We start from the raw sequence: 23086 nt of genomic DNA, 5'->3' as shown, positions 1-23086 counted from the left end.
ATCGATATTATCTAATTTAGTGATAATACAGTGGTGATCTCCAGCTAATGTCAATTGGCAACACCACTGATTTTTCAGGACGGATGGTATAAATCATAATTTCAGGCCAGTGTGATCCACTGGCCTGTTCAGCAAGGGGCTGCTATGCTAGCAATTATTCGTGGAATTATTGTTATTTTGTTTACGATACTGACTTTTATTTTTGGTGTGATTTATTGTTTATTCAGACCACGTAATCCAAGTCATGTGATGACCTTTGGTCATGCATTCGGCAAATTGCATAAAGTGCTTGGCATCAAGCTATTGAAGCGTATTCCGATGGAAGCGCCGGAATATGGACCGAGTATTTATATCGGCAATCACCAGAACAATTACGATATGGTGACCATGTCGAATGCGGTACAGCCACGTACAGTCACTGTGGGTAAAAGAAGTTTGGTGTTCATCCCCTTTTTTGGTCAGCTTTATTGGTTGACAGGTAATATTTTGATCGACAGGGATAATCGGTCAAAAGCGCATGGCACAATTTCACAGGTTGTCGAGCAGATCAAAAAGAATCGGGTATCGATCTGGATGTTTCCGGAAGGAACGCGTAGTCGTGGTCGTGGCTTGTTGCCTTTTAAAACGGGCGCTTTTCATGCAGCGATTGCTGCCGGCGTGCCTATCGTGCCCGTTTGTGTTTCTTCGACACACAATAAAATAAAACTGAATCGTTGGAATAATGGCACGGTGATTGTTGAAATGTTGCCCCCGATTGATACCACGAAATACACAAAAGATCAGGTTCGTGCGCTGTCAGAACACTGCCGACAATTGATGCTGGCTAAAATTGAAGAGTTAGATAAAGAAGTCGAAGAAATTAATCAGCAAAGTTAATTGTTATCTTATGGATTTCAGGGTGTCGCTTACACAGTGGCTCTTCCCGATGTTCATTCAGCGGGGCTATCTCTACAATTTTAAGATAGTTTTAGAATTTCTCTCCTATTCGCGATATGATTGCGCTTGGTAAATTAATGTTTTTATTAAGCGCAATCAATAAAACAATCACGCCTGATAACCACAATATCAGGGTATTTATCTCAGTTGTTATTTGACGTGTATATCTAACAATTTCAAGCTGGTCGCCAGGCAGCAGGCGATATCGTATTGAATTGTCATTGCGCAATAATGAAAAGCCACTATTCTCACTGTGAAAATTATTTCTGTCGTAGAGACCATTCCGTCTGTGGAGAAAGTATGTCACTGAATCGGCGCCAATTTATTCAGGCTTCTGGTTTGGCAATGTGTTTAGGGGCAATTCCTTTTATTGTTCGGGCCAATAAAAATCGACAAGCAAAATTACCGCTCCCGCCTTTAGTGGAATCCCGGAGAGGTCAACCACTGTTTTTAAGTATACAAAAAACCACATGGTCGTTTGATGGCCATCATCAGGCGTCAGTCTGGGGTATTAACGGAAATTATTTAGGGCCAACTGTCCGGGTTCGCCGAGGGGATTATGTCAAACTGATCTATACCAATCGGCTGTCTGAAGCGGTTTCAATGACTGTGGGGGGATTATTGGTGCCCGGTACTTTGATGGGCGGCACATCCCGTGTGATGCAGCCGGGAGAAAGTTGGTCACCGGTCATTCCGATAGATCAGCCTGCAACGACCTGTTGGTATCATGCCAATACCCCAAACCGAATGGCGCAGCATGTGTATGCAGGTCTTGCCGGTTTGTGGCTGATAGAAGATGAAAATAGCCATCGCCTGCCTTTGCCCAGACACTATGGTGTTGATGATTTCCCCGTGATTTTGCAAGATAAGCGCTTGAGCCATTTTGGTGTACCACAATATCACTCACCGTCTAATCAAGGCTTTCTTGGCAATACCTTACTTGTCAATGGGATCGAAAATCCCTTCGTGGACGTTGCCAGAGGTTGGGTCAGATTACGTTTTCTGAATGCCTCGAATGCCCGTCGATATCAATTGCAGCTGAGTGATGGTAGCCCATTCTATATGGTTGGGACTGATCAAGGATTGCTGCCTTCTCCCGTCGCTGTTCAGTTGCTGTCACTTGCACCGGGAGAGCGTCGTGACGTCTTGATTGATATGTCAAAAGTGGAGAGTGTGACCATTACTGCGGGAGAATCCGCAGACGTTATCGATCGTTTGAAAAATCTGTTTGAAACATCAACCAATCTGTTGTCAACCAATGTATTAACATTACAAGCCAGTGGGTTGCTGCCTTTGGTGCCCGATCAACTACCGAATCAGATTGTGACTGATAATCCACATGTTAACACCGCCATTCAAAGTCGCCATCTTGATTTGGGAGAGGGTTCACAAGGGATCAATGGTTCGCTATTGGATAAGCAGCGAATCGATATAACCAGCCAGCAAGGTGCATGGGAACGTTGGATAATCACAACATCGAAACCTCAACCTTTCCATATTGAAGGCGTCAGGTTTAAGGTCATCAATCTGAATGGCCATCGTCCAGAGCCACAGGATTATGGCTGGAAAGATACTGTCTGGATCGATAATCGGGCTGAGTTACTGGTGAATATGATGCAACCCTCTTACGACGGTTTTCCTTTCATGTATTACAGCCAGATATTGGAAATGGCCGATCGTGGGGTTGCGGGGCAGCTAGTCGTGAAGCCGGCCAATTAAACGAATCGTGAAATTACAAACAGATGGCATTGAATACTGTTGTCATTTGGGGCATTTGTTAAGTCATACGCGGCAAGAAGATGGGGGACTGAACGATCAGTCAGCAATCTTGGGGTTTCCTGGGAAATCTTATCGACGGAGAGTCACCCTTTCCGTATAGTGTCCCAAATTTTCATTCTACTTGGCTGTAAGGTGGTTTAATGATGATCAGCTTGATTGCTGCAATGGCGATGGATCGGGTTATCGGTATGGAAAATGCTATGCCGTGGGCTTTACCGGGTGATTTAGCCTGGTTTAAACGTCATACACTCGGAAAGCCCATTGTGATGGGACGAGTGACTTATGAATCGATTGGTCGCCCTTTACCGGGGCGTTTGAACATCGTGATCAGCAGCCAACCCGGCCGCGATGATCGGGTCACTTGGGTCAATTCTGTCCATGCCGCTTTGGAGATTGTCAGCGCTTTTGAAGAAGTGATGGTGATTGGTGGAGGGAAGATTTATGAGCAATTTCTTCCTCTGGCTAACCGTATTTATCTGACACACATTGATGCAGAAGTGATTGGTGACACGCACTTCCCTGATTATGAACCTAATAAGTGGGATACCGTTTTTACCGAATTTCACGAAGCGGATGAAAATAATTCGCATAACTATTGTTTCGAAATTCTGGAACGCCGACATTAACGGTGATTGGTGGCACGTTACGCCCTGATGATGTCCCATTGTTTTCACCATCGATTTCAACGTTCCGGGACGCTGAAAGTGACACATGTAAATAAGGGGGATGATTTATCTCACACCTGCCCCCAAAGGAGCAGGTATCGATATGAATGTGTTACTTTTTCTCGGTCAGATCAATTTGATAGATCGCAAAGCCGATATCATCATTTTTCAAGTAGTTCACTGGATATTGGGCATGTTCTTTGATGAATTTTGCCGCTTTTTCTGATGATGATGTTTCGAAACGAATATCTAACGTTTTATCTGTTTTGATTGGCAGGAATGACCAATTGTTTTCCGCTTTGGTGGAGACAACCCCTTTTTCCTTGGTGATTCTGGAAATGTAAGAAGCCAGAATGGTGCGGTTTTCATCCGGTGACGCAAACGCAATGTGATCGTCTCCGGTGCCGGCAAATTTGCCACCGTAACCTCGGTAGTTATTCGTGGCAATCAGGAATGTCGCTTTGGGATCAATCGGCTTGCCCTGATAGCTCACCTCTTTGATGCGGTTCGCCCCTTTGTTGATAAGCTGACAATCTGTGTCGTATTTAGCAGGTTGAGTCAAATCGATTTTATAGTTAACGCCTGTAATGGTGTCGAAGTTATAGGTGCGGAAACCATCCCAATTCAGTAACGCCTGTGGTTTGGTCGTATTGGGATCGATCTGATTAAACATGCCCGCAGAACATTCCAGCCATTCAACGACATCTGCCCCTGTTGCTTTCACCACCACCAAGGTATTCGGGTAGAGATACAAATCAGCCGCGTTACGGAACGTCAGATCCCCTTTCTCGACTTCCACAAAGTCAGCGGGGGCATTTTTACGTCCTCCCACTTTGAAAGGTGCGGCCGCAGCCAGAACGGGAAGACCATCCAGATTGGGATCGCCCTGAATAAAGCGTTTGGTGTAATCCACCTGTGCATCATTGACGATCTGAACCGTTGGATCACTTTGAACCAGAGCCAGATAGCTGTACATGTTGGCAGAGGCTTTGCCAATGAATTTACCGACAAAATCACGGGTTCCCTGATGATCTTTTGCGATGATAGCGGCCAGTTTGCTATCGCGTTCAACCAGTGCCTTTTTATGGACTTTGTCATAAATAGGACGGGCTTCTGCTCGAGCTGATGCCACTTTCCACTCACCATTGTCGTTATTAATCACCATATCAACAACGCCCAGATGATCGCCCCATTGCCCCGGCATGACAGCAGGAATACCGTTAACGGTTCCTTTAGTGACATCGACGCCTTTGATACCCGCATATTCCTTGCCAGGGAATACGCCATGCGCATGACCAAACAGGATGGCATTAATGCCGGGCACTTCACTCAGATAGTAAACAGAGTTTTCTGCCATCGCCTTATAAGGTTGCTGAGAAAAACCTGAGTGTGGAATAGCAATAATTAAATCTGCCCCCTCTTTTTTCATTTGAGGAACGAACTTTTTCGCGGTTTCAGTGATGTCATTGACCACGACTTTGCCGCCCAGATTAACGCGATCCCAAATACTGATTTGGGGTGGCACAAAACCGATATAGCCAATCTTCAGGGTGTGCGCTTTGCCCTCGCGATCTTTGACTGGAGTATCAACAATAATATAAGGTGTAAAGTAGTTCTTGCCGGTTTTAGCATCCATGATATTCGCGTTGATATAAGGGAATTTGGCGCCTGCAATCGCCTGTTTCAGATAATCCAATCCAAAGTTAAATTCATGGTTGCCAAAGTTACCTACGGTATAGCCCATCGTATTCATCAATTGGTAAGCCGGGTGAATATCCCCTTTCTTCAACCCTTTTGCCACCACGTAATCCGCCAGTGGGCTGCCTTGGATCAGATCACCGTTATCAACCAAAATGGCGTTGGTTGCTTCCGCTTTAGCCGCTTTAATCAGGTTTGCAGTACGGACTAACCCAAACTGCGTGGTAGGTTTATCTTTAAAGTAATCGAAATCAATGAGATTGCTATGAATATCGGAGGTTTCCATCACCCGTAAATCCACTGTGGCCGCATGCACATTGTATGCCACCAACATGGCTAATGTTGACACTTTCACTACATGCTTCATCATGTACTCCTGTCCCTAAAATGGTGTGTGTTTTCTCTTGCTCAGCCGATTGTCGCTACGGACATCTTCGTATACCGCTTCAACAAACAGGAGCGGTTATTGTACTTAGAGAAACCGCCAAACCTTTACCTAAATCGATCGTATAAATCTGTTTTGGATCGTTGAACGTATTTGTATCTCCATCACGCCGATCAGGCTGCTGCCTATTGACTTCTTATGATGATTTCTCGTTTAAGCTCGGTTTAGGCCATAACCAGGCGGCACCCCGCACACCACTGGAATCACCATGCACGGCTTTTCTGATTGGTGTTGCGTACTCACCACCAAACACCCACTCGTTGACTAAATCCGGCAATGTTTGGTAAAGACGATCGACATTGCTCATTCCACCGCCAAGGACAATCACATCCGGGTCCAGTAAATTAATCACTTGTGCTAATGCCCGTGCCAGACGTCTTTCATAACGATGCATCGCCAATTCGGCGAACGGATCTCCCTGTGCCAAAGCAGCTATGATTTCATGACCTTTTTTCTGCACGCCGCTCAGACGAAAATAATCCGTCATAAATCCGGTGCCTGACACAAAAGTCTCCGTGCATCCCGGTTTACCGCAGAAACAGTGAACATCATCCTGATAGGCCCGATCTTCTTCATTCATCCACGGTAATGGATTATGTCCCCATTCCCCTGCTAATCCATTGCCACCGGCATGAACCCGTCCACCAAATGCAATGCCTGAACCACAACCCGTTCCAATGATGACCGCAAATACCATTGGCATACCTTCACCCGCGCCATCAGTCGCTTCTGATACCGCCAGACAATTGGCATCATTGGCAATACGCACTTCACGCCCCAATAAGGCGGTGATATCTTTATCCAATATTTTCCCGTTCAGCCAAACGGAGTTGGCGTTTTTTACTTTTCCGGTAAAAGGTGAAATAGCGCCGGGAATGCCAATACCTACCGTTCCTTGCTGGCCAGTTGCCTGTTCCGCCTCGTGAATCAGCCCAACAATGGCTTCCAGCATTTTCTGATAGTCATTGTGGGGCGTATTAACCCGCTTACGAAATAATGCTTCGCCCTGATTGTCTAATGCAATCACTTCAATCTTGGTGCCACCAAGATCAATTCCTATACGCATGGCTTATTTTTCCTATTTATTTTATTGAGAGAACGACGCGTTTTATTATATGAAACTCAGGCCGTGATGATATGAAACGGATGAAGTTCTAGGGCTTCGTCACATGATTCGTTATTATGCCCCCTTATGTTTTAAGATGACCTTTATCACGATGCGTAACAATATGGGGTAACTGCATGTTATGGTTCAAAAATTTAATGATTTACCGTTTAAACCGAGCGATCTCCCTTTCGGTGGATGAACTGGAAAAACAATTAAGCCCATTGGCATTCACCCCATGTGGCAGCCAGGATATGATGAAAACGGGTTGGGTTTCTCCAATGGGTTCTCACGGTGAAACATTGACTCATGCTTCCGGCAATCAAATTCTTATTTGTGCGCGTAAGGAAGAAAAAATACTGCCTTCTCCTGTTATTAAGCAGGAATTACAGGCCAAAATAGCTCGTCTGGAAGGTGAGCAACACCGAAAACTGAAAAAAGCCGAAAAAGATTCGCTGAAAGATGAAGTGATTCACACGTTGCTGCCGAGAGCTTTCAGCCGTTTCAGCCAGACCTATATTTGGATTGATACCGTCAACCATTTGGTCATCGTTGATGCGGCCAGCGCAAAACGGGCGGAAGATAATCTGGCACTGTTGAGAAAAACATTAGGCTCATTGCCCGTTGTTCCTCTTACCTTTACTGATCCTATCGAATTAACTTTAACCAAATGGGTACGTTCAGGCCACCTTCCGACAGGCTATGCTTTGATGGATGAAGCTGAGCTGAAAGCGATGCTGGAAGAGGGTGGGGTGATCCGCTGTAAGAAGCAGGATTTGGTATCCGAGGAAATTGCTGCGCACATTGAATCAGGGAAATATGTCACTAAGTTAGCGCTGGATTGGGAAGAACGCATTCAGTTTATGCTGTCAGATGATAGTGCTTTCAAGCGGATCAAATTCAGTGAAACTTTACGTGAACAAAACGATGATATTGATCGTGAAGATGTTGCTCAACGATTCGACGCGGATTTTACCTTAATGACGGGAGAATTAAGTGCGTTGATCAAAAACACGATTGATGCATTGGGTGGTGAAGCAGAAAGATAATCACTGACGAACAGTCTGTAAAGGTTTATTCAGTCAGAAGTCGATGGATCAGCACCCCTGCTATTTTTGCAGTGGTGCTGATTCAGAATGCTGGCTTCCATTAGAATTGGTAAGCTAATCCTATACCAAACACATCGTCAGTGTTGATTTGGGTATTTTTAGCGAAATCATTCTCTTTTAATAAATTAAACTGATATTCAGCGTAAGTACGCATATTCTTATTGAAGCTGTAGGACGCGCCGACAGAAACATATTTCACCAGGTCTTCAGATCCCTTGTCTGTCAATATGCGCTTATCAGCCAAGTCATTGCCTAAATCTTTACCTTTGGAATAAACAAAACCCACCGATGGGCGCAAACCAGAATCAAACTGATACTGAGCCGTCAGCTCAATGTTTTGCGTTTTATTAGCAAACATCGTGAGGCTATCCACTGAACTGCCAAATCGCGTTAAGTTGTGAGATTCACCATACATGGCCGCCAGATACACCTTGTTGGCGTCATACTTGGCAGAGACGATCCAGGCTTCCGCTTTATTTCCTTTAGCCAGAACTTGGGCTGCATGCGTCCCCAATTTCTGTGCCGCAGTGCGGTTGGAATTGCCGTATGCTGCGCTAACACTGAAATCAGGACTCAAATCATAGGAGCCAGAAAACCCAAAACCATCACCGTTTTGTCGCGCAATATCATCACGACTATTTTGGGTACTACCGTCATTTTTAGCTTGATATTGCAAGGCAAAATTCAAGCCATTCACCAAACCAAAAAAATCACTATTACGGTATGTTAACAGCCCGGTCGAACGGCCCATTAAGAAATTATCGGTTGCCGCCATGGAATCACCCCCGAAGACGGGTAGTGTATCCGTCCATGAGTTGGCATCATAAACGACGCCCATATTACGACCGTAATCCAAAGAACCATATTGACCAAATTTCAAACCAGCAAAAGCGTAACGTACTTTGGTATTCTTTCCGCTTTCCACTTCTGTGCCATTGGCACCCATGTTGAATTCCCAACGTCCGAAGCCAATCAGGTGATCGGTAATTTGGGTTGACCCTATGATACCGATACGGCCGATTGATCCATCGCCAGCTTCGCTATTTGCTTGAGAGAAGGTTCTCTGAACATCAGCTTTTCCATATAAATCGATTTTATTGCCATCTTTATGATAGATTTCAGCCGCATTTGTTGTCCCTGCCAGAAGAAGTACCGGAATCGCTACGGCGATTGTGTTGCGTTTTATCATTATCGTGCTCCTCGTTAGCATTGTTATTATTCGCCACCGCCAAAAAATCTATCTTCCAAGAACACTTTTTTTGGGGATATCTTTGGGGAATAAACAATCAGGTAAGCGGAATGTTTTATGAGCTTATTTGTTTATTAAATGTTAAATTTGTAAACAAACGGTAATAATCTTAGGAGTTAACGATGCTTTTTGCTAACAAAAAATGAGCAAAAAATGCTATCTTGTGATGAAAATCACATCATAGATCTCGAACCGATAATTCAATAGCATTAATTATGATAATTATTTATTTAAAACAGGAAGTTATTCATCATGGATGAAGTGATAAAAAAATGGAGTCTTCCATTATCATAGGCGTTTTGGCGACTCGAATTTGTCTTTTTTCCACGGTTTATAATAGATTACGTGATAGTTGTTTATTTAATATTGTTGACAAGCACCGGTGAGTTCGGTATTCGATGTAAGGCGATTGATTTCTTCTCATGAAACTTAAATTAATCAGTTTTGTTTATTAATGAGATCACGCCAATGCGGTACAAATATTAACTCCTTATTAAGGTGCTAAAATGGCAGAAAATAATTCACGCCCACGAGGTCGCCCCGCAATTCCAGAGCAGGAAATACGCCGAAGGATTCACGAAGTCACCTTTTTACTCCTTATTCATCAAGGCTATAGCAAAACAACCCTGGATGTGGTTGCCAAAAAAGCGGGAATTGCCAAAAAAACGCTCTACCGTTTTGTTAAAAATCGAGAAGACCTACTTGAACAAATTGTGATGCGTTGGGAAGATAATATTATTCCGGTCTTTGAGGCAGACGCGAATAGTGCCCAAACCCTGATAAAATTATTGAAAAAATATTTAACTGAATTGGCCAATAAATCATTATCAATGGAAGCTGTCGGGTTATTTAAATTATTACAATCGGATTTTCCTTATTGCGAAAAATTCTTGGCAAAATATCAACAAAGTCGTGTTGAAAGCAGCAAACGTATTTTAACAGATTGGCTTAAACGTCAGTATCAACAGGGGTTATTGAAAAAAATGGATTTTCATATTACCAGTGAACTCATTATTTCAATGGTCATTGCCGAGCCACTCAGACAAATGGTGTTGGGATTCGCGCCGCCATTACCCGAGACCGACATTACGCCCCGCATTAGCGCCATGATTTCTTTGCTTAAGAATGGAATGATAGAAAAATCGTCATGATGGCAGCGTGACTTAACCGTTAGCGGTTGTTGCTGTTTGACTATAATAAAGATGGATATGGATAATAAATTTAATGAATTATTTGTGATATTAAAACTGCCCGATTTTATTATTCGGGCAGTTGTCTATTTCCAGCTAAGCAAGAAAGCTTATTGAGCGGAAACCATTTCCATTCCCACTAACCCCACTTTGAGGTAACCCGCTTTGCGTAACGCATCCATGACGCTCATCAGGGTTGCATAATCCACGGTTTTATCTGCCTGGAAGAAAATTGTCGTTTCTTTGTTGGATTGTGTGGTCTGATCCAATACCAGAGACAGATTATCACGATCAACAGGCTGCTCTCCCACGTATAACTGTTTATCTGCTTTCACCGTCAAAAAGACGGGTTTTTCTGGTCTTGGTTGCGGTTTAGCTGACGATGCCGGCAAGTCAACTTTAATGTCAACTGTGGCCAATGGCGCTGCGACCATGAAAATAATCAGCAACACTAACATCACGTCAATAAATGGCGTGACGTTAATTTCATGCAATTCACCGCTATCGTCCAAATCTTCATTAAGACGTATTGCCATAATTGATTACCTTGCTTCTGCTTTTTCTGCTTTGCTTTCAGCCAGATCAAGATCACGTCCCAGTAATAGGATTGCCTGAGCTGCCATATCGCCTATCTGACCACGGTATGATGCAATAACACGGGCGAAGACGTTATAAATCACAACCGCCGGGATCGCAGCCACCAGCCCCAGGGCGGTCGCCAGCAGCGCTTCCGCAATCCCCGGAGCAACAATAGCTAAGTTGGTGGTTTGTGAGTGAGCGATGCCGATAAAGCTATTCATGATCCCCCAAACTGTACCAAACAGACCCACAAACGGCGAAATTGCGCCAATGGTCGCCAGATAACCGTTACCACGCCCCATATGGCGGCTGATTGCTGCGACGGTGCGCTCCATACGGAAGGCGGTTCGCTTTTTGATACCTGCTTTATCAAGACTGTCAGCAGACAAGGCACGTTCGGATTGTGCTTCATTCAGCAACCAACGGCTGATACTGCGATTGCTGAAGTCTGCGGCAAGGGTGATTGCCGTATCCAGATTGGCAACATCAGCTAACGCCAATTGCTCTTTACGTAAGCGACGACGCGCGGTGAAAAGTTCAACGCCTTTCGAGAAGAACAGTGCCCATGTGATGACAGAGGCGATCACCAATCCCACCATGACAATTTTTACGACGATATCTGCATTTTGGTACATACCCCAAACAGACAGATCCGTTGCAAAGCCACTGGACGGGTTTTCAGAAGATGCTTGAATGGGTGTCACAACGTCAGTGGACAGCGTTTCTGTCACCGCGACGTTTTCTGTTGTATCCGCCGCGATTGCTTGCGTTTCTGTGGTTGATGGCGTGTCAGTTGCGACAGATGTTGCCGGAGCGGCTACCTGAACAGCAGCCTGATTTTCTGGCGCGGTTGGCGTTGTTTCTGCCCACGCTGAACTTGTTAATCCGAGTGCCAATAGAATAGAAGCTGTCAAATTACGCATCAGTTAGCCTTACTCTCTTTCTTATCGATTCTGTTACTTAGCAATGAATCACGTTTACGCATCTTGCTAATCCTAATATTTCTCCGGAGCATGTCTCTCTTCTTCACCGTGTATCTCCACTTTCTTGCAGATTGTTGCTTCGTTACTGCCATTCAAGGAGATACAGGCCATGTTTGAACCCGGAACCTGACTTCTTACCACGAAAGGGGAAAAAGTTCGCCGCAAATGATATCAGACATTGTGCGATTTGATAGTAATTATCATTATTATTTAATAAAAAAGTACAGATTCATGAAATTTTTTCGTTAAGTTAATTTGATTTATCCTCAACAGCTCACCTTGAATTTTCGTCAAGTTGTGCGAATCCCTTTGGCAAAATGGCCTCAAATCTTTTAATTTGCTAACTAATATTTGAGCAATGTGCTTGAGATTATCAGCCGGACATTTATGTGGGGAACGATGCCATGACAGAAAAAAAACTAGAAACTTTATTGGTCAGTGCAGGGAGACAAAAAAAATTTACGCAATGTGCCGTTAATCCCCTGATTCAACGTACTTCATCGGTCATTTTCGATACCGTTGAAGATCTCAAGCAAGCGTTGAAGAACCGGACTAAAGGTGAATTATTTTATGGACGTCGTGGCACACTGACCCATTTTGCTTTTCAGGCGGCAATGGCGGAACTGGAAGGCGGAGCGGGCTGTGCCCTATATCCTTCCGGTGCCGCCGCTATTACTCATTCGATCCTGTCATTCGTGGAAACCGGGGATCATGTTTTAATGACAGGGACGGTTTATGAACCCACACAGGAATTTTGTGATCACTTTCTAAAAAAAATGGGGATCGCCATCGATTATTTTGATCCTATGATCGGGGAGAATATCACCTTATTGATCCAACCCAATACCAAAGTGCTCTTCCTTGAATCGCCCGGCTCACTGACAATGGAAGTACAGGATATCCCTGCTATTGTACGCGCGGTTCGGCAAATCAATCCTGAGATTGTGATCATGATTGATAATACCTGGGCGGTTGGCGTGTTGTTTAAGGCACTGGAATTCGACATCGATATTTCCATTCAATCGGCCACTAAATACATTATTGGTCATTCAGACGGCATGTTAGGCACCGCCGTCGCTAATGCTCGATGTTGGGATCAGCTCAGAGAAAGATCTTACTTGTTAGGCCAAATTGCCGATCCCGATACCGTGTACATGGCCAACCGCGGGCTGCGCACGTTAGCCGTTCGCTTAAAACAACACGAAGAAAACAGTATTAAAATTGCTCATTGGCTCGCACAGCGACCGGAAGTCGCGGAGGTCTACCATCCTGCTCTGCCTTCTTGCCCGGGACATCGGTATTTTCAGCGTGATTTCACGGGATCTTGCGGATTATTTTCTTTTACCTTGAATATCCAGCTTACGCCCCAACAGCTTGCTGATTATCTTGATAACCTGAGCCATTTTAGGATGGCCTTTTCGTGGGGGGGATTTGAATCACTGATTTTAGGCATTCAACCAGAAACGCTGCAAAAACTGCGCCGATATAACCCACCACCAAAAACCGGTACCTTATTCCGTCTCCATATTGGCCTGGAAAACCCACAGGATTTGATGGATGATTTGGCTGCGGGTTTTGCTCGTCTGACTCATGAGGTAACGTCAAGCGTACCGTCATGTTATCATCCTGATTGAGGATGAATCAAATCAACCCCTTCCCCCACCATTTTGCGGTACACTGGGATATATCCATCGTCTTTCAAGTTACCGCTTTGTTGGCTGCGCTCGATCACCGTGTTATCTATGCTTCTGGAGAGCGCTCTCTTTCTGTCGCGCAGCATCTTGTAGGCCCATTGGGTATGGCGCTTTTGTTACTTATTTTTACTCGCTCAAAAATCACAGGATAAACAATGGAAACGTTAAGCGAGATCGTGAATGCGCTCTGGCATCATGATTTTAACCAACTTGCCAATCCGGATATCATCTGGGTTATTTATGGCGTCCTTTTTATCACGCTCGTGTTGGAAAATGGACTGCTGCCCGCCGCCTTTTTACCCGGTGATACACTGCTGATGCTTTCCGGTGCCTTAATTGCCAAAGGGGTGATGAGTTTTGTTCCTACCATCGCGCTACTGACCATCGCAGCAAGCCTGGGGTGTTGGTTGGGTTATTTGCAAGGGAGGTGGCTTGGCCATACCCACATTGTTAAAAACTGGATGGCTCAGCTTCCCCTGAGTTACCGTCAACGCACAAATATTTTATTTGCCAAACATGGCTTGTCTGCCCTGCTTATCGGGCGCTTTCTGGCTTTTGTTCGTACTCTCCTGCCAACATTTGCCGGTATTTCTGGTCTAAATAATAAACGATTCCAATTTTTTAACTGGTTAAGTGGCTTCTTATGGGTCATGATGATCGTGGGATTTGGCTATATATTGAATCAAATCCCTTTTGTTAAAGCACATGAAGATCTGGTGATGAGCATTTTAATGATCTTGCCCGTTATTCTGTTGATTAGTGGGTTGTCTGCTTCTCTGCTGATGTATTGGCGTTATAAGAAAAAGACAGCAAAAAAGCATTAGTAATCTGTTTACCGCGTTAAAAACAGGCTTATCATTTTGACGTGATCGTAAAACCACGATTTTTTTATTTACTAAACGATCAACTTACTGGATTATCAGTACGAAATTCAAACAAGTCGCGTCCATTCCAACAGGCATTGTTATTACCAACGATTTCCGTTCAAATTTAACAGGCTAAATAACGTTCCTGAATGGGATGGACGACATGATAAACCCATACCATCAACCAATACGAAACATCACAATAGATTCGCGGGTATAGCCGAAAGCGACATCGTGCTTCAACTTGGTGGCACGTCTATCGTTTGAAATTCCAAACCTGAAAGGAGGTTAGAATGAGTCTGCAAACAATTATTAAACTCGTTGATGAGAATCTCATGCCACAATTAGGGCTTGGTGTTTGGAAAGCGAGTAATGAGCAGGTGGTTAAGTCGATCCATACCGCGTTAGAAGTCGGTTATCGCTCCATTGATACGGCTGCGGTTTTTCATAACGAAGAGGGGGTGGGAACAGCCTTGAAAGAAACGGATATTCCACGCGAAGACATTTTCATCACGACCAAACTTTGGAATGATCGTCATTTGGATGCCAGTGCAGCATTACAAGAAAGTTTGGACAAGCTACAGTTAGATTATGTTGATCTCTATCTGATTCAATGGCCAGTCCCTGAACAAAACCATTATGTTGAAGCATGGAGGCAGTTGATTAAGCTGAAAGAAGCGGGGCTGACGCGTAGTATTGGGGTATGTAATTTTCACATTGAGCATTTGCAAAAACTGATACGGGAAACGGGCGTTACCCCCGTTATCAACCAAATTGAATTACATCCCTTGTTGCAACAGCGGCAACTTCACTCATGGAATGCGACCCATCATATTACAACCGAATCCTGGAGCCCGTTGTCACGAGGCGGGAAAGGTGTGTTTAATTCTCGCTTAGTTGAGCGTCTGGCTCTGAAATACGGTAAAACCCCAGCGCAAATTGTGATCCGCTGGCATCTTGATAGTGGAATGATTGTTATTCCTAAATCAGTCACCCCGTCCCGTATTAAAGAAAATTTTGATGTATTTGATTTCAGGCTTGAAAAAGAAGATCTGACAGCGATGGCAGAATTGGATATTGGGAAGCGGATTGGACCGAATCCCGATGATTACAATCAATTGAGTATAGCCAATAGTTAGAATAATAAGCCATTAAACTCCATTTCAAACCGCCATTGGGGAAAGCCACTGCCGCAGAACCGAAAAGGCATCAATTTCCTGTTAAATAGCCCACGATGTCGCTGAACCAACGATTCAACTTACTCCGATAGACCTGAACTCCGTTTTCAGTAGGGTTCAGGTCATGTCTCTTACCATAAACTGTATACCTCAGCCTTTACGTTATCTTTAGGAATGATCATCCTCATCTGTTTCCTTGTTAGAAGGCTTATCCTTAGACGATTTGGCACCAGGATGCCGAGTATTGGCCGTCAGCAGATAAGGAGACTGTTGCCAACCACTAGGGGACAGTTTCAGTAAGGTATGAGCCAGAATAAACCCAATCGCTAAAGAGAGCAGTAACATGATCCGCAATAAGTTCGTCGTATTATCGACTTGTTTGGCCTCAGTTGCCAATCGATGGGTATCCAGTGTTAAGCGCAGAAACCCTTTTGGGTGTTCTTTTCCCTGAATCGGTACGACGATTTGCTGATTAAAATAACCACTGGATTTTTCACCTTTCAGTGATAGCCGTTCCCTGACAGTCACCTGTTCCCCACTTTGTGCTATCTGTGTGCCATCTTCCAGATAAACAGAGGCATCCAAAATGCGACTATAACTCGTTAAATAATCTAAACTAGCTACAATCTTTTTATTATTAATATCTTGTCCATCATTGCCCATATCATCAGACAGGCTGAATGCGACTTGTTTTGCCAGGGTTTTCGCCAGTTCTTCAAACTGATCCATCTGAGCTAATTGTTGAGAACGGCTGAAATAGGAAACACCCTGCATCAGCAGCACTAACAGAGCGATACAGATTAATATGATCGCCGTCTTGTGTAGCCTGAGTTTTCGCTTGGTTTTAATCATGATTATCTCATTCCATACGCATCAATCATATGTTGCCAGATGTCGTATTGATAGGATAGTTTGAAAAGCATTTTTGCCTGCACCACATGATATGGAATTACAGGAGTCTATGTTTATGTCGAATAATCTGGCCTATCGCTACTTACCGGATGAGATCCATAAATGGCCTGGCTTACCTTTGTCCCTTAGCGGTGATGAAGTCATGCCACTGGATTACAGAGCAGGGGATAGTGGCTGGTTGCTGTATGGCCGTGGTTTGGATAAACAGCGTATCAGTGATTTTCAGCACCAGTTGGGGGTGGCTATTGTCGTGGTCTCTGCCTGGCGGATTGATGATTATCAGGTTGTCCGCATTGCCGGTAGCCTTTCTCCCCGTATTAAACGACTGGCTGATGAGTGCCGTTTGGATGTTGTGCCATTGGGACAAATTCCACGTCTGCGCTCACCCGGTCTATTGGTAATGGATATGGATTCTACGGCGATCCAGATTGAGTGTATTGATGAAATTGCCCGCCTGGCCGGAGTGGGGGATAAAGTAGCGAAAATTACCGAGCGAGCGATGCAGGGGGAACTGGATTTTTCAGAAAGTCTGCGTGAGCGGGTGGCTCAGTTGGCTGGCGCGGATGAATCCATCTTACAGCAAGTGATGGAAACGCTTCCTTTGATGCCGGGGCTGACCAGCCTGGTTCGCAAGTTACAATCCTTAGATTGGCATGTTGCGATTGCTTCCGGGGGGTTCACTTTCTTTGCCGATAATCTCCGCCAGCAACTCCGGCTTTTCGCCGCGGTTGCTAACCAATTGGAGGTAAAAGACGGCAAGCTGACGGGTAAGGTGAAGGGGCCGATCGTCGATGCAAAATATAAGGCCACTACGTTAATCAGGTTGGCAAAAGCCCTGGATATTCCGCTGAGTCAGACGGTTGCCATTGGCGACGGTGCTAATGATTTGAAAATGATCCGCAAGGCAGGATTGGGGATCGCCTACCATGCCAAACCCAAAGTGTATGCTCAGGCCAAAGTCGCTATCCGCCATGCAGATTTGATGGGCGTGTTATGTGTACTGAGTGGTGGATTGAAACACGAAGAACGTTAATGCCAGCAGAATGAGGGAGAACACAGTGGCAAAAGCAGCAAAACGGGCGTTTGTCTGTAACGAGTGTGGCGCGGATTACCCCCGTTGGCAGGGGCAATGTACTGCATGTCACGCATGGAATACCATCACAGAAGTGCGTTTGGCCGCCGCTTCATCAACCCGTCATGATCGTTTCAGTGGTTATGCCGGGGAGACGGGGATCAGCAAAGTACAGAAACTCGCTGATATCAGCCTGGAAGAGCTGCCACGTTTTTCCACCGGGTTCAAAGAGTTTGACCGTGTTCTCGGCGGTGGAGTGGTTCCCGGCAGTGCGATTCTGATTGGCGGTAACCCTGGAGCAGGGAAAAGTACCCTGCTTTTACAAACCATGTGTCAATTATCCGCTCAGATGAAAACCCTGTATGTGACCGGGGAAGAATCCTTGCAACAAGTGGCGATGCGGGCACATCGACTGGGTTTACCGACAGATCAGTTGAACATGCTGTCGGAAACCAGCATTGAACAAATTTGTCTGATTGCAGAACAAGAGCAGCCTAAGCTGATGGTGATTGATTCAATTCAGGTCATGCATATGGCTGATATCCAATCGTCACCAGGCAGTGTTGCTCAGGTAAGAGAGACCGCCGCCTATCTGACTCGGTTTGCCAAAACCCGTGGCGTTGCCATTATCATGGTGGGTCATGTGACAAAAGATGGCTCTCTGGCTGGCCCGAAAGTGCTTGAACACTGTATAGACTGTTCCGTTATGCTTGATGGCGAAGCGGATTCCCGTTTCCGTACTTTGCGCAGTCATAAAAACCGCTTCGGGGCGGTTAATGAGTTAGGCGTATTTGCCATGACCGAACAGGGATTAAGAGAGGTAAATAACCCTTCCGCTATTTTTCTGAGTCGTGGTGATGAAATTACCTCAGGCAGTTCAGTCATGATTGTCTGGGAAGGGACTCGTCCGTTACTGGTTGAAATCCAGGCATTGGTCGATCACTCCATGATGTCAAACCCACGTCGCGTCGCCGTGGGGCTTGAACAAAATCGGCTGGCTATCCTGCTTGCCGTTCTGCACCGACATGGCGGTTTGCAGATGGCTGACCAGGATGTTTTTGTCAATGTTGTCGGTGGGGTAAAAGTCACAGAAACAAGTGCTGATCTGGCGTTATTACTCTCGTTAGTGTCCAGTTTCCGCGATCGGCCTTTGCCCCGTGATTTGGTGGTCTTTGGTGAAGTGGGATTAGCTGGTGAAATCCGGCCTGTTCCCAGTGGACAAGAACGTATTTCGGAAGCCGCCAAACACGGTTTTAAACGGGCAATTGTTCCTCATGCTAACATGCCGAAAAAATCACTGCCCGATATGAAGGTATTTGGCGTCAAAAAATTGGCCGACGCTTTATCTGTTCTGGATGATTTGGATTAAGAAATAATTTTTTATTTTTTTAGATATCGATGCTCAATAAGTTTCAAGGTCACGCTTGAAACTTATTAGCACGCAAGTTAGGTATTTTTCTTATTCACAATACTATTTTTTCACAACACTACTTTTCACAATACTATTTTTCGGCTGTTATCATTGATCAAATGAGGGAGCATCACTAAATTAGCCCTCTTTTTATCTGGTTAAATGTTAGTTATATAATGTCTAAAAAAATAAATCAGAATTTTCCTAATTAATGCGAATAATGCAATTTTTGGCTATGTGTTCATTCATTTTGCTTAAATAAAAAACGAATCAACCCCTCCATATTCTATTTTAAAAGTGGATTTTATGAGGAGGGTACTCGGGTATGGATTGAATATCCATTATGGCGAATTTTAAAGAAAAATAGTTATTTAACTATTTATATAACATATAAAGTAAATCAATTTACTTAACCAGATCCGCTATTGTGAGTTTTAATATCTGGCGACGGGGTTGGTCGTTATTTTTTATTTTGTGCATTTCTTTCATGATGTCATGCAAAACCGCTGGGTCGTTAAAATAACAGCATTTGATCTAAACGCATCATAAAACGTGAAATTTATTTTTACCTTTCACAACAAGCATGCTATTTTGTTTAATATATTAAACAACAGGGGGAGGTTATGGGACAATTTGGCTATTTGAAAGAGGCAATCAAACAGGCAAGTTACACGTTACAGCAAGTTGCTGATGCCAGCGGAATGACCAAAGGTTATTTAAGTCAACTGATTAACAACAAAATAAAAAGTCCGAGTGCACAGAAACTGTCTGCGCTTCATCAGTATCTGGGATTGGCCTATCCCATGACAAAGAAAACAATCGGCGTCGTGTTTGGTAAATTTTACCCCTTACATACTGGACATATTTATTTAATTCAACGGGCATCCAGTCAGGTTGATGAGCTACATGTTATTCTTTGTTATGATGAAGTGCGTGATCATGAGTTATTCATTAACAGCTCGATGTGCCAGCAACCTACGGTCAGTGACCGCCTGAGATGGTTGCTGCAAACATTTAAGTATCAGAAAAATATACAAATTCATGCATTCGATGAACAAGGCATGGAACCCTACCCGAATGGCTGGCAGGCCTGGAGTCAAAGCGTTAAGTCGTTTCTGGCAGCAAAAAACATTCATCCTCAATCTATCTACTCCAGCGAATCGCAGGATGTGTCTCGTTATAAAGAACATTTCGGTATCGAAACCGTGCTTATCGACCCGCAGCGCTCATTTATGAATATTAGTGGCAGCCAAATCCGCCAGGCGCCTTTCCGTTATTGGGAATATATCCCGACAGAAGTAAAGCCATTTTTTGTGCGTACCGTGGCTATTCTTGGCGGTGAATCAAGCGGAAAATCGACATTAGTCAACAAATTAGCCAACATGTTCAATACAACCAGCGCATGGGAATATGGACGTGAGTACGTATTCTCCCATCTGGGGGGCAATGAAATGGCGCTGCAATATTCCGATTACGATAAGATCGCATTAGGTCATGCTCAATATATTGATTTTTCAGTTAAATACGCGAATAAAGTTGCATTTATTGATACTGATTTCGTCACAACACAGGCATTTTGCAAACGTTACGAAGGGAAAGAACATCCTTTCGTTCAAGCCATGATTGATGAGTATCACTTTGATTTAGTGATTCTTTTAGACAACAACACGCCGTGGATTGCCGATGGTTTAAGAAGTTTAGGCAGTGAACAGGATCGTAAAGAATTTCAACACTTACTTGAAAGTATGCTGAATAAAAATAATATTGCTTATGTGTGTGTCAACTCACCCGATTACGATCAACGCTTCCTCCACTGTGTGGAACTGGTTCAACAAATGTTAATGGCATGATTAATTTTTATCTATAAAAATAGATTACACTTATATTATTATCACGATTAATTGCTGGTGATTTATTGTTCACTGTAACCTTTATCATTTTGTATTTATCTCGCTTTAACATTGAGTTAAATGTTAACTGGCGTTATTTTTACAGAAGTAATAAAATAAATTGTGATAATAATATTTTTTGATACTTTAATTTTACTGTTTTGACTTGAATTGCAGGGGAATAAGTCATTTAATGAACTGGCCTATTGATTTATTTATATAAAATTGATGGGCTATTCACAATCCCATAAGAATTCAAGGTGTATTTGTCAATCATGGAGGGAATGAAAAGTAACATTAAAACATTAACGAAATATAAATAACTTTTTTCCTTATTATTAAAGTGGAATAAAAATAGAGTTATTTATGCTATTTTTATTTTGTTTAATCGTTATATTAAGAATAATTAATTAATATTCTTGGTTTTTTTATTCTAAACTTAAGAAGCATCTCATTTATCAGATAGTCATTGTAAATAATAATTGCCATAAGATGAGTCTATCCCGATGAAGATGTTTCACATATAGACTATTTATTTTCGTACAATATCACATGGATATCAGTGTTATTACGAATGAACTTAGACAGCATATGTTAAGGAAAAAACTTTCATCTTTTAACCTAATTGTGTTGAGAATATGAACTTAAATCAATTTAAATCGATTGAAGTTATCAATATTTCATATGGTTTAACTGGTGCTACAGTTAATCATGAAATGATTTCAGATATCACATTTTCTATTATACCAGGTGAAATTACTTTGATAACAGGGCCGGAGGAATTGACTAACCGTACAATACTGTCGATTGCATCGGGGATGTTACAACCAGATCAAGGAGATGTCTTCATTAATAATAACAAGTTAAAACTAATGAATGAGGTAGAATTAGGCAGGTTTCACAATGAAAACAGTGGGTTTATTTTCCAGGATTTCAACTTGTTTGATGAACTGACACTATTAGATAACTTGTTATTATCAACGTCTTATGGCTTATTACTTTCTCGTGAGCAAGCAGAAAAAATCGCCCAAAAATCGTTGGATATTGTGAAATTAGGCGATAAAAGTCGCTATTATCCAGGGGAACTGTCTGGAAATGAGAAACAACTGGCTGCGATGGCAAAAGCGATCGTCAGGAGACCTGAATATTTATTTGCAGATGATCCAACCCGCCATTTAGATCATCAGGCATTTCAGACATGCATGAATATTTTTAAATTTATTGCCCACGAACAAAAAGGCACGGTTGTCATTGCCTCTCAGGATAATCGTCTGATAAAACATGCAGATAGTGTTATCACGTTGGCAAGGGGAAAAGCCGTTAAAACGTATGAATCCGTGATGGAACAACGCGTTTTAGTGCAGTAATGAAGTACTAATCCCGTTATCGTGCTTAGCATGATGGATAGTTGGTCATGTGATGAAATAAGCCACCCAAATTGGGTGGCTTTTGCTATTTTAAAATTTAGTCGATATTTCTCAAGAGTTCATTAATACCCACTTTACCACGGGTCTTGGCATCAACTTTTTTCACAATAACCGCGCAGTACAGACTGTAACGGCCATCTTTTGAGGGAAGATTACCGGATACTACGACAGAACCCGCAGGGACACGGCCATAATGGATTTCGCCTGTTTCACGATCATAGATTTTGGTGCTCTGGCCGATGTAAACGCCCATGGAGATCACAGCGCCTTCTTCTACGATAACACCTTCTACAATTTCAGAACGGGCGCCGATAAAACAGTTGTCTTCAATGATGGTTGGGTTGGCCTGTAATGGCTCCAGAACCCCACCGATGCCAACACCACCGGATAAATGAACATTTTTACCGATTTGAGCACAGGAACCGACTGTTGCCCAAGTATCTACCATCGTGCCTTCATCCACGTAAGCACCGAGATTGACGTAAGAGGGCATCAAGACGGTATTGCGAGCGATAAATGCCCCTTGGCGGACTGCCGCTGGCGGTACGACACGGAATCCTTCTTTTTCGAAACGAGCCTGATCATAATCAGCAAATTTCATCGGGACTTTGTCGAAATAGCGACTTTCAGCACCGTCTATCACTTGATTGTCATTAATACGGAAGGAAAGCAGTACCGCTTTTTTCAGCCATTGATGCATTACCCATTGTCCGTCAATTTTTTCGGCGACACGCAGTTTACCGCTGTCCAGCATTTGGATAACCTGATTAATGGCATCGCGGGTTGCGTCATCCACCGTTGTGGGGGTGATGTTGGCGCGGTTTTCGAATGCATTTTCGATCGTGGTTTGTAATTGCAGCATAAGTATGCGGTTCCTAATCTCTGTTAAGGGAATCTTG

At 43.6% G+C, this 23086-nt stretch carries 20 protein-coding genes; 13 read left to right on the top strand and 7 right to left on the bottom strand.

Annotation, left to right across the window (positions count from 1 at the left end; genetic code table 11):
- The first annotated feature begins 144 nt into the window (after positions 1–144).
- The 3 genes from XPG1_RS13480 to folA all read left to right on the top strand — a co-directional run bounded on the left by XPG1_RS13480 (position 145) and on the right by folA (position 3341).
- Positions 145–876: a 1-acylglycerol-3-phosphate O-acyltransferase gene (locus XPG1_RS13480; protein ID WP_045959511.1), complete on the top strand. Its 732-nt coding sequence runs from the start codon at positions 145–147 to the stop codon at positions 874–876.
- 360 nt (positions 877–1236) lie between these two features.
- A complete protein-coding gene (ftsP, locus tag XPG1_RS13475) occupies positions 1237–2655 on the top strand; it encodes a cell division protein FtsP (protein WP_045959510.1) in 1419 nt (472 codons plus the stop codon).
- Positions 2656–2858: 203 nt separating this feature from the next.
- Positions 2859–3341, top strand: a complete 483-nt coding sequence (folA, locus tag XPG1_RS13470) for a type 3 dihydrofolate reductase (protein WP_084717360.1) — start codon at positions 2859–2861, stop codon at positions 3339–3341.
- 151 nt (positions 3342–3492) lie between these two features.
- On the opposite strand, the gene XPG1_RS13465 is transcribed toward folA, so the two are convergent.
- The gene (locus XPG1_RS13465) at positions 3493–5448 is read right to left on the bottom strand and encodes a bifunctional 2',3'-cyclic-nucleotide 2'-phosphodiesterase/3'-nucleotidase (protein ID WP_045959508.1); all 1956 of its coding nucleotides are present in this window, start codon (positions 5446–5448) and stop codon (positions 3493–3495) included.
- Between the two features lie 211 nt (positions 5449–5659).
- Complete coding sequence (gene mak, locus XPG1_RS13460) at positions 5660–6589, bottom strand: fructokinase (protein WP_045959507.1); 930 nt, start codon at positions 6587–6589, stop codon at positions 5660–5662.
- 176 nt (positions 6590–6765) lie between these two features.
- Here mak and rdgC point away from each other — a divergent pair, with 176 nt between their 5' ends.
- Positions 6766–7677, top strand: coding sequence for a recombination-associated protein RdgC (gene rdgC, locus XPG1_RS13455; protein WP_045959506.1), 912 nt, complete (start codon positions 6766–6768; stop codon positions 7675–7677).
- 100 nt (positions 7678–7777) lie between these two features.
- On the opposite strand, the gene XPG1_RS13450 is transcribed toward rdgC, so the two are convergent.
- The gene (locus XPG1_RS13450; protein WP_045959505.1) at positions 7778–8926 is read right to left on the bottom strand and encodes a porin; all 1149 of its coding nucleotides are present in this window, start codon (positions 8924–8926) and stop codon (positions 7778–7780) included.
- A gap of 566 nt (positions 8927–9492) precedes the next feature.
- Between XPG1_RS13450 and XPG1_RS13445 the strand changes: the two genes are divergently transcribed.
- Positions 9493–10137: a TetR/AcrR family transcriptional regulator gene (locus tag XPG1_RS13445; RefSeq protein ID WP_045959504.1), complete on the top strand. Its 645-nt coding sequence runs from the start codon at positions 9493–9495 to the stop codon at positions 10135–10137.
- A 149-nt stretch (positions 10138–10286) separates the two neighbouring features.
- Here XPG1_RS13445 and exbD read toward each other — a convergent pair whose 3' ends face one another.
- Complete coding sequence (gene exbD, locus XPG1_RS13440) at positions 10287–10712, bottom strand: TonB system transport protein ExbD (protein WP_045959503.1); 426 nt, start codon at positions 10710–10712, stop codon at positions 10287–10289.
- Between the two features lie 6 nt (positions 10713–10718).
- Positions 10719–11678: a tonB-system energizer ExbB gene (gene exbB, locus XPG1_RS13435; protein ID WP_045959502.1), complete on the bottom strand. Its 960-nt coding sequence runs from the start codon at positions 11676–11678 to the stop codon at positions 10719–10721.
- Between the two features lie 464 nt (positions 11679–12142).
- Between exbB and metC the strand changes: the two genes are divergently transcribed.
- From metC to dkgA, 4 genes are all read left to right on the top strand, one after another.
- Entirely contained in the window at positions 12143–13372 is a 1230-nt protein-coding gene (metC, locus tag XPG1_RS13430; RefSeq protein WP_045959501.1) for a cystathionine beta-lyase, read from the top strand.
- Between the two features lie 2 nt (positions 13373–13374).
- Positions 13375–13584 carry a hypothetical protein gene (locus tag XPG1_RS13425; protein WP_045959500.1) on the top strand — a complete coding sequence of 70 codons (210 nt, stop codon included), beginning with the start codon at positions 13375–13377 and terminating at the stop codon, positions 13582–13584.
- Between the two features lie 3 nt (positions 13585–13587).
- Complete coding sequence (locus XPG1_RS13420) at positions 13588–14256, top strand: DedA family protein (RefSeq protein ID WP_045959499.1); 669 nt, start codon at positions 13588–13590, stop codon at positions 14254–14256.
- A gap of 335 nt (positions 14257–14591) precedes the next feature.
- Positions 14592–15437, top strand: a complete 846-nt coding sequence (gene dkgA, locus XPG1_RS13415; RefSeq protein WP_045959498.1) for a 2,5-didehydrogluconate reductase DkgA — start codon at positions 14592–14594, stop codon at positions 15435–15437.
- A 207-nt stretch (positions 15438–15644) separates the two neighbouring features.
- On the opposite strand, the gene XPG1_RS13410 is transcribed toward dkgA, so the two are convergent.
- A complete protein-coding gene (locus XPG1_RS13410) occupies positions 15645–16328 on the bottom strand; it encodes a YtjB family periplasmic protein (RefSeq protein WP_045959497.1) in 684 nt (227 codons plus the stop codon).
- Positions 16329–16443: 115 nt separating this feature from the next.
- Between XPG1_RS13410 and serB the strand changes: the two genes are divergently transcribed.
- The 4 genes from serB (at position 16444) to XPG1_RS13390 (ending at position 22127) form a co-directional block, all read left to right on the top strand.
- Positions 16444–17421 carry a phosphoserine phosphatase gene (gene serB / locus XPG1_RS13405; protein ID WP_045959496.1) on the top strand — a complete coding sequence of 326 codons (978 nt, stop codon included), beginning with the start codon at positions 16444–16446 and terminating at the stop codon, positions 17419–17421.
- Between the two features lie 25 nt (positions 17422–17446).
- Positions 17447–18829 carry a DNA repair protein RadA gene (gene radA, locus XPG1_RS13400; protein ID WP_045959495.1) on the top strand — a complete coding sequence of 461 codons (1383 nt, stop codon included), beginning with the start codon at positions 17447–17449 and terminating at the stop codon, positions 18827–18829.
- A 665-nt stretch (positions 18830–19494) separates the two neighbouring features.
- Positions 19495–20721 carry a multifunctional transcriptional regulator/nicotinamide-nucleotide adenylyltransferase/ribosylnicotinamide kinase NadR gene (gene nadR, locus XPG1_RS13395; RefSeq protein ID WP_045959494.1) on the top strand — a complete coding sequence of 409 codons (1227 nt, stop codon included), beginning with the start codon at positions 19495–19497 and terminating at the stop codon, positions 20719–20721.
- A 677-nt stretch (positions 20722–21398) separates the two neighbouring features.
- Entirely contained in the window at positions 21399–22127 is a 729-nt protein-coding gene (locus tag XPG1_RS13390; RefSeq protein WP_045959493.1) for an ATP-binding cassette domain-containing protein, read from the top strand.
- A gap of 97 nt (positions 22128–22224) precedes the next feature.
- Here the strand turns inward: XPG1_RS13390 and dapD are convergent, their stop codons facing one another.
- Positions 22225–23049 (bottom strand): 2,3,4,5-tetrahydropyridine-2,6-dicarboxylate N-succinyltransferase, encoded by an 825-nt coding sequence (dapD, locus tag XPG1_RS13385; protein WP_045959492.1) that lies wholly within the window; start codon positions 23047–23049, stop codon positions 22225–22227.
- Between the last annotated feature and the right edge of the window lie 37 nt (positions 23050–23086).

Origin of the sequence: Xenorhabdus poinarii G6, assembly GCF_000968175.1 — a bacterium.
Lineage (GTDB): Bacteria > Pseudomonadota > Gammaproteobacteria > Enterobacterales > Enterobacteriaceae > Xenorhabdus > Xenorhabdus poinarii.
This window is presented reverse-complemented; position numbering and strand designations above follow the sequence as displayed.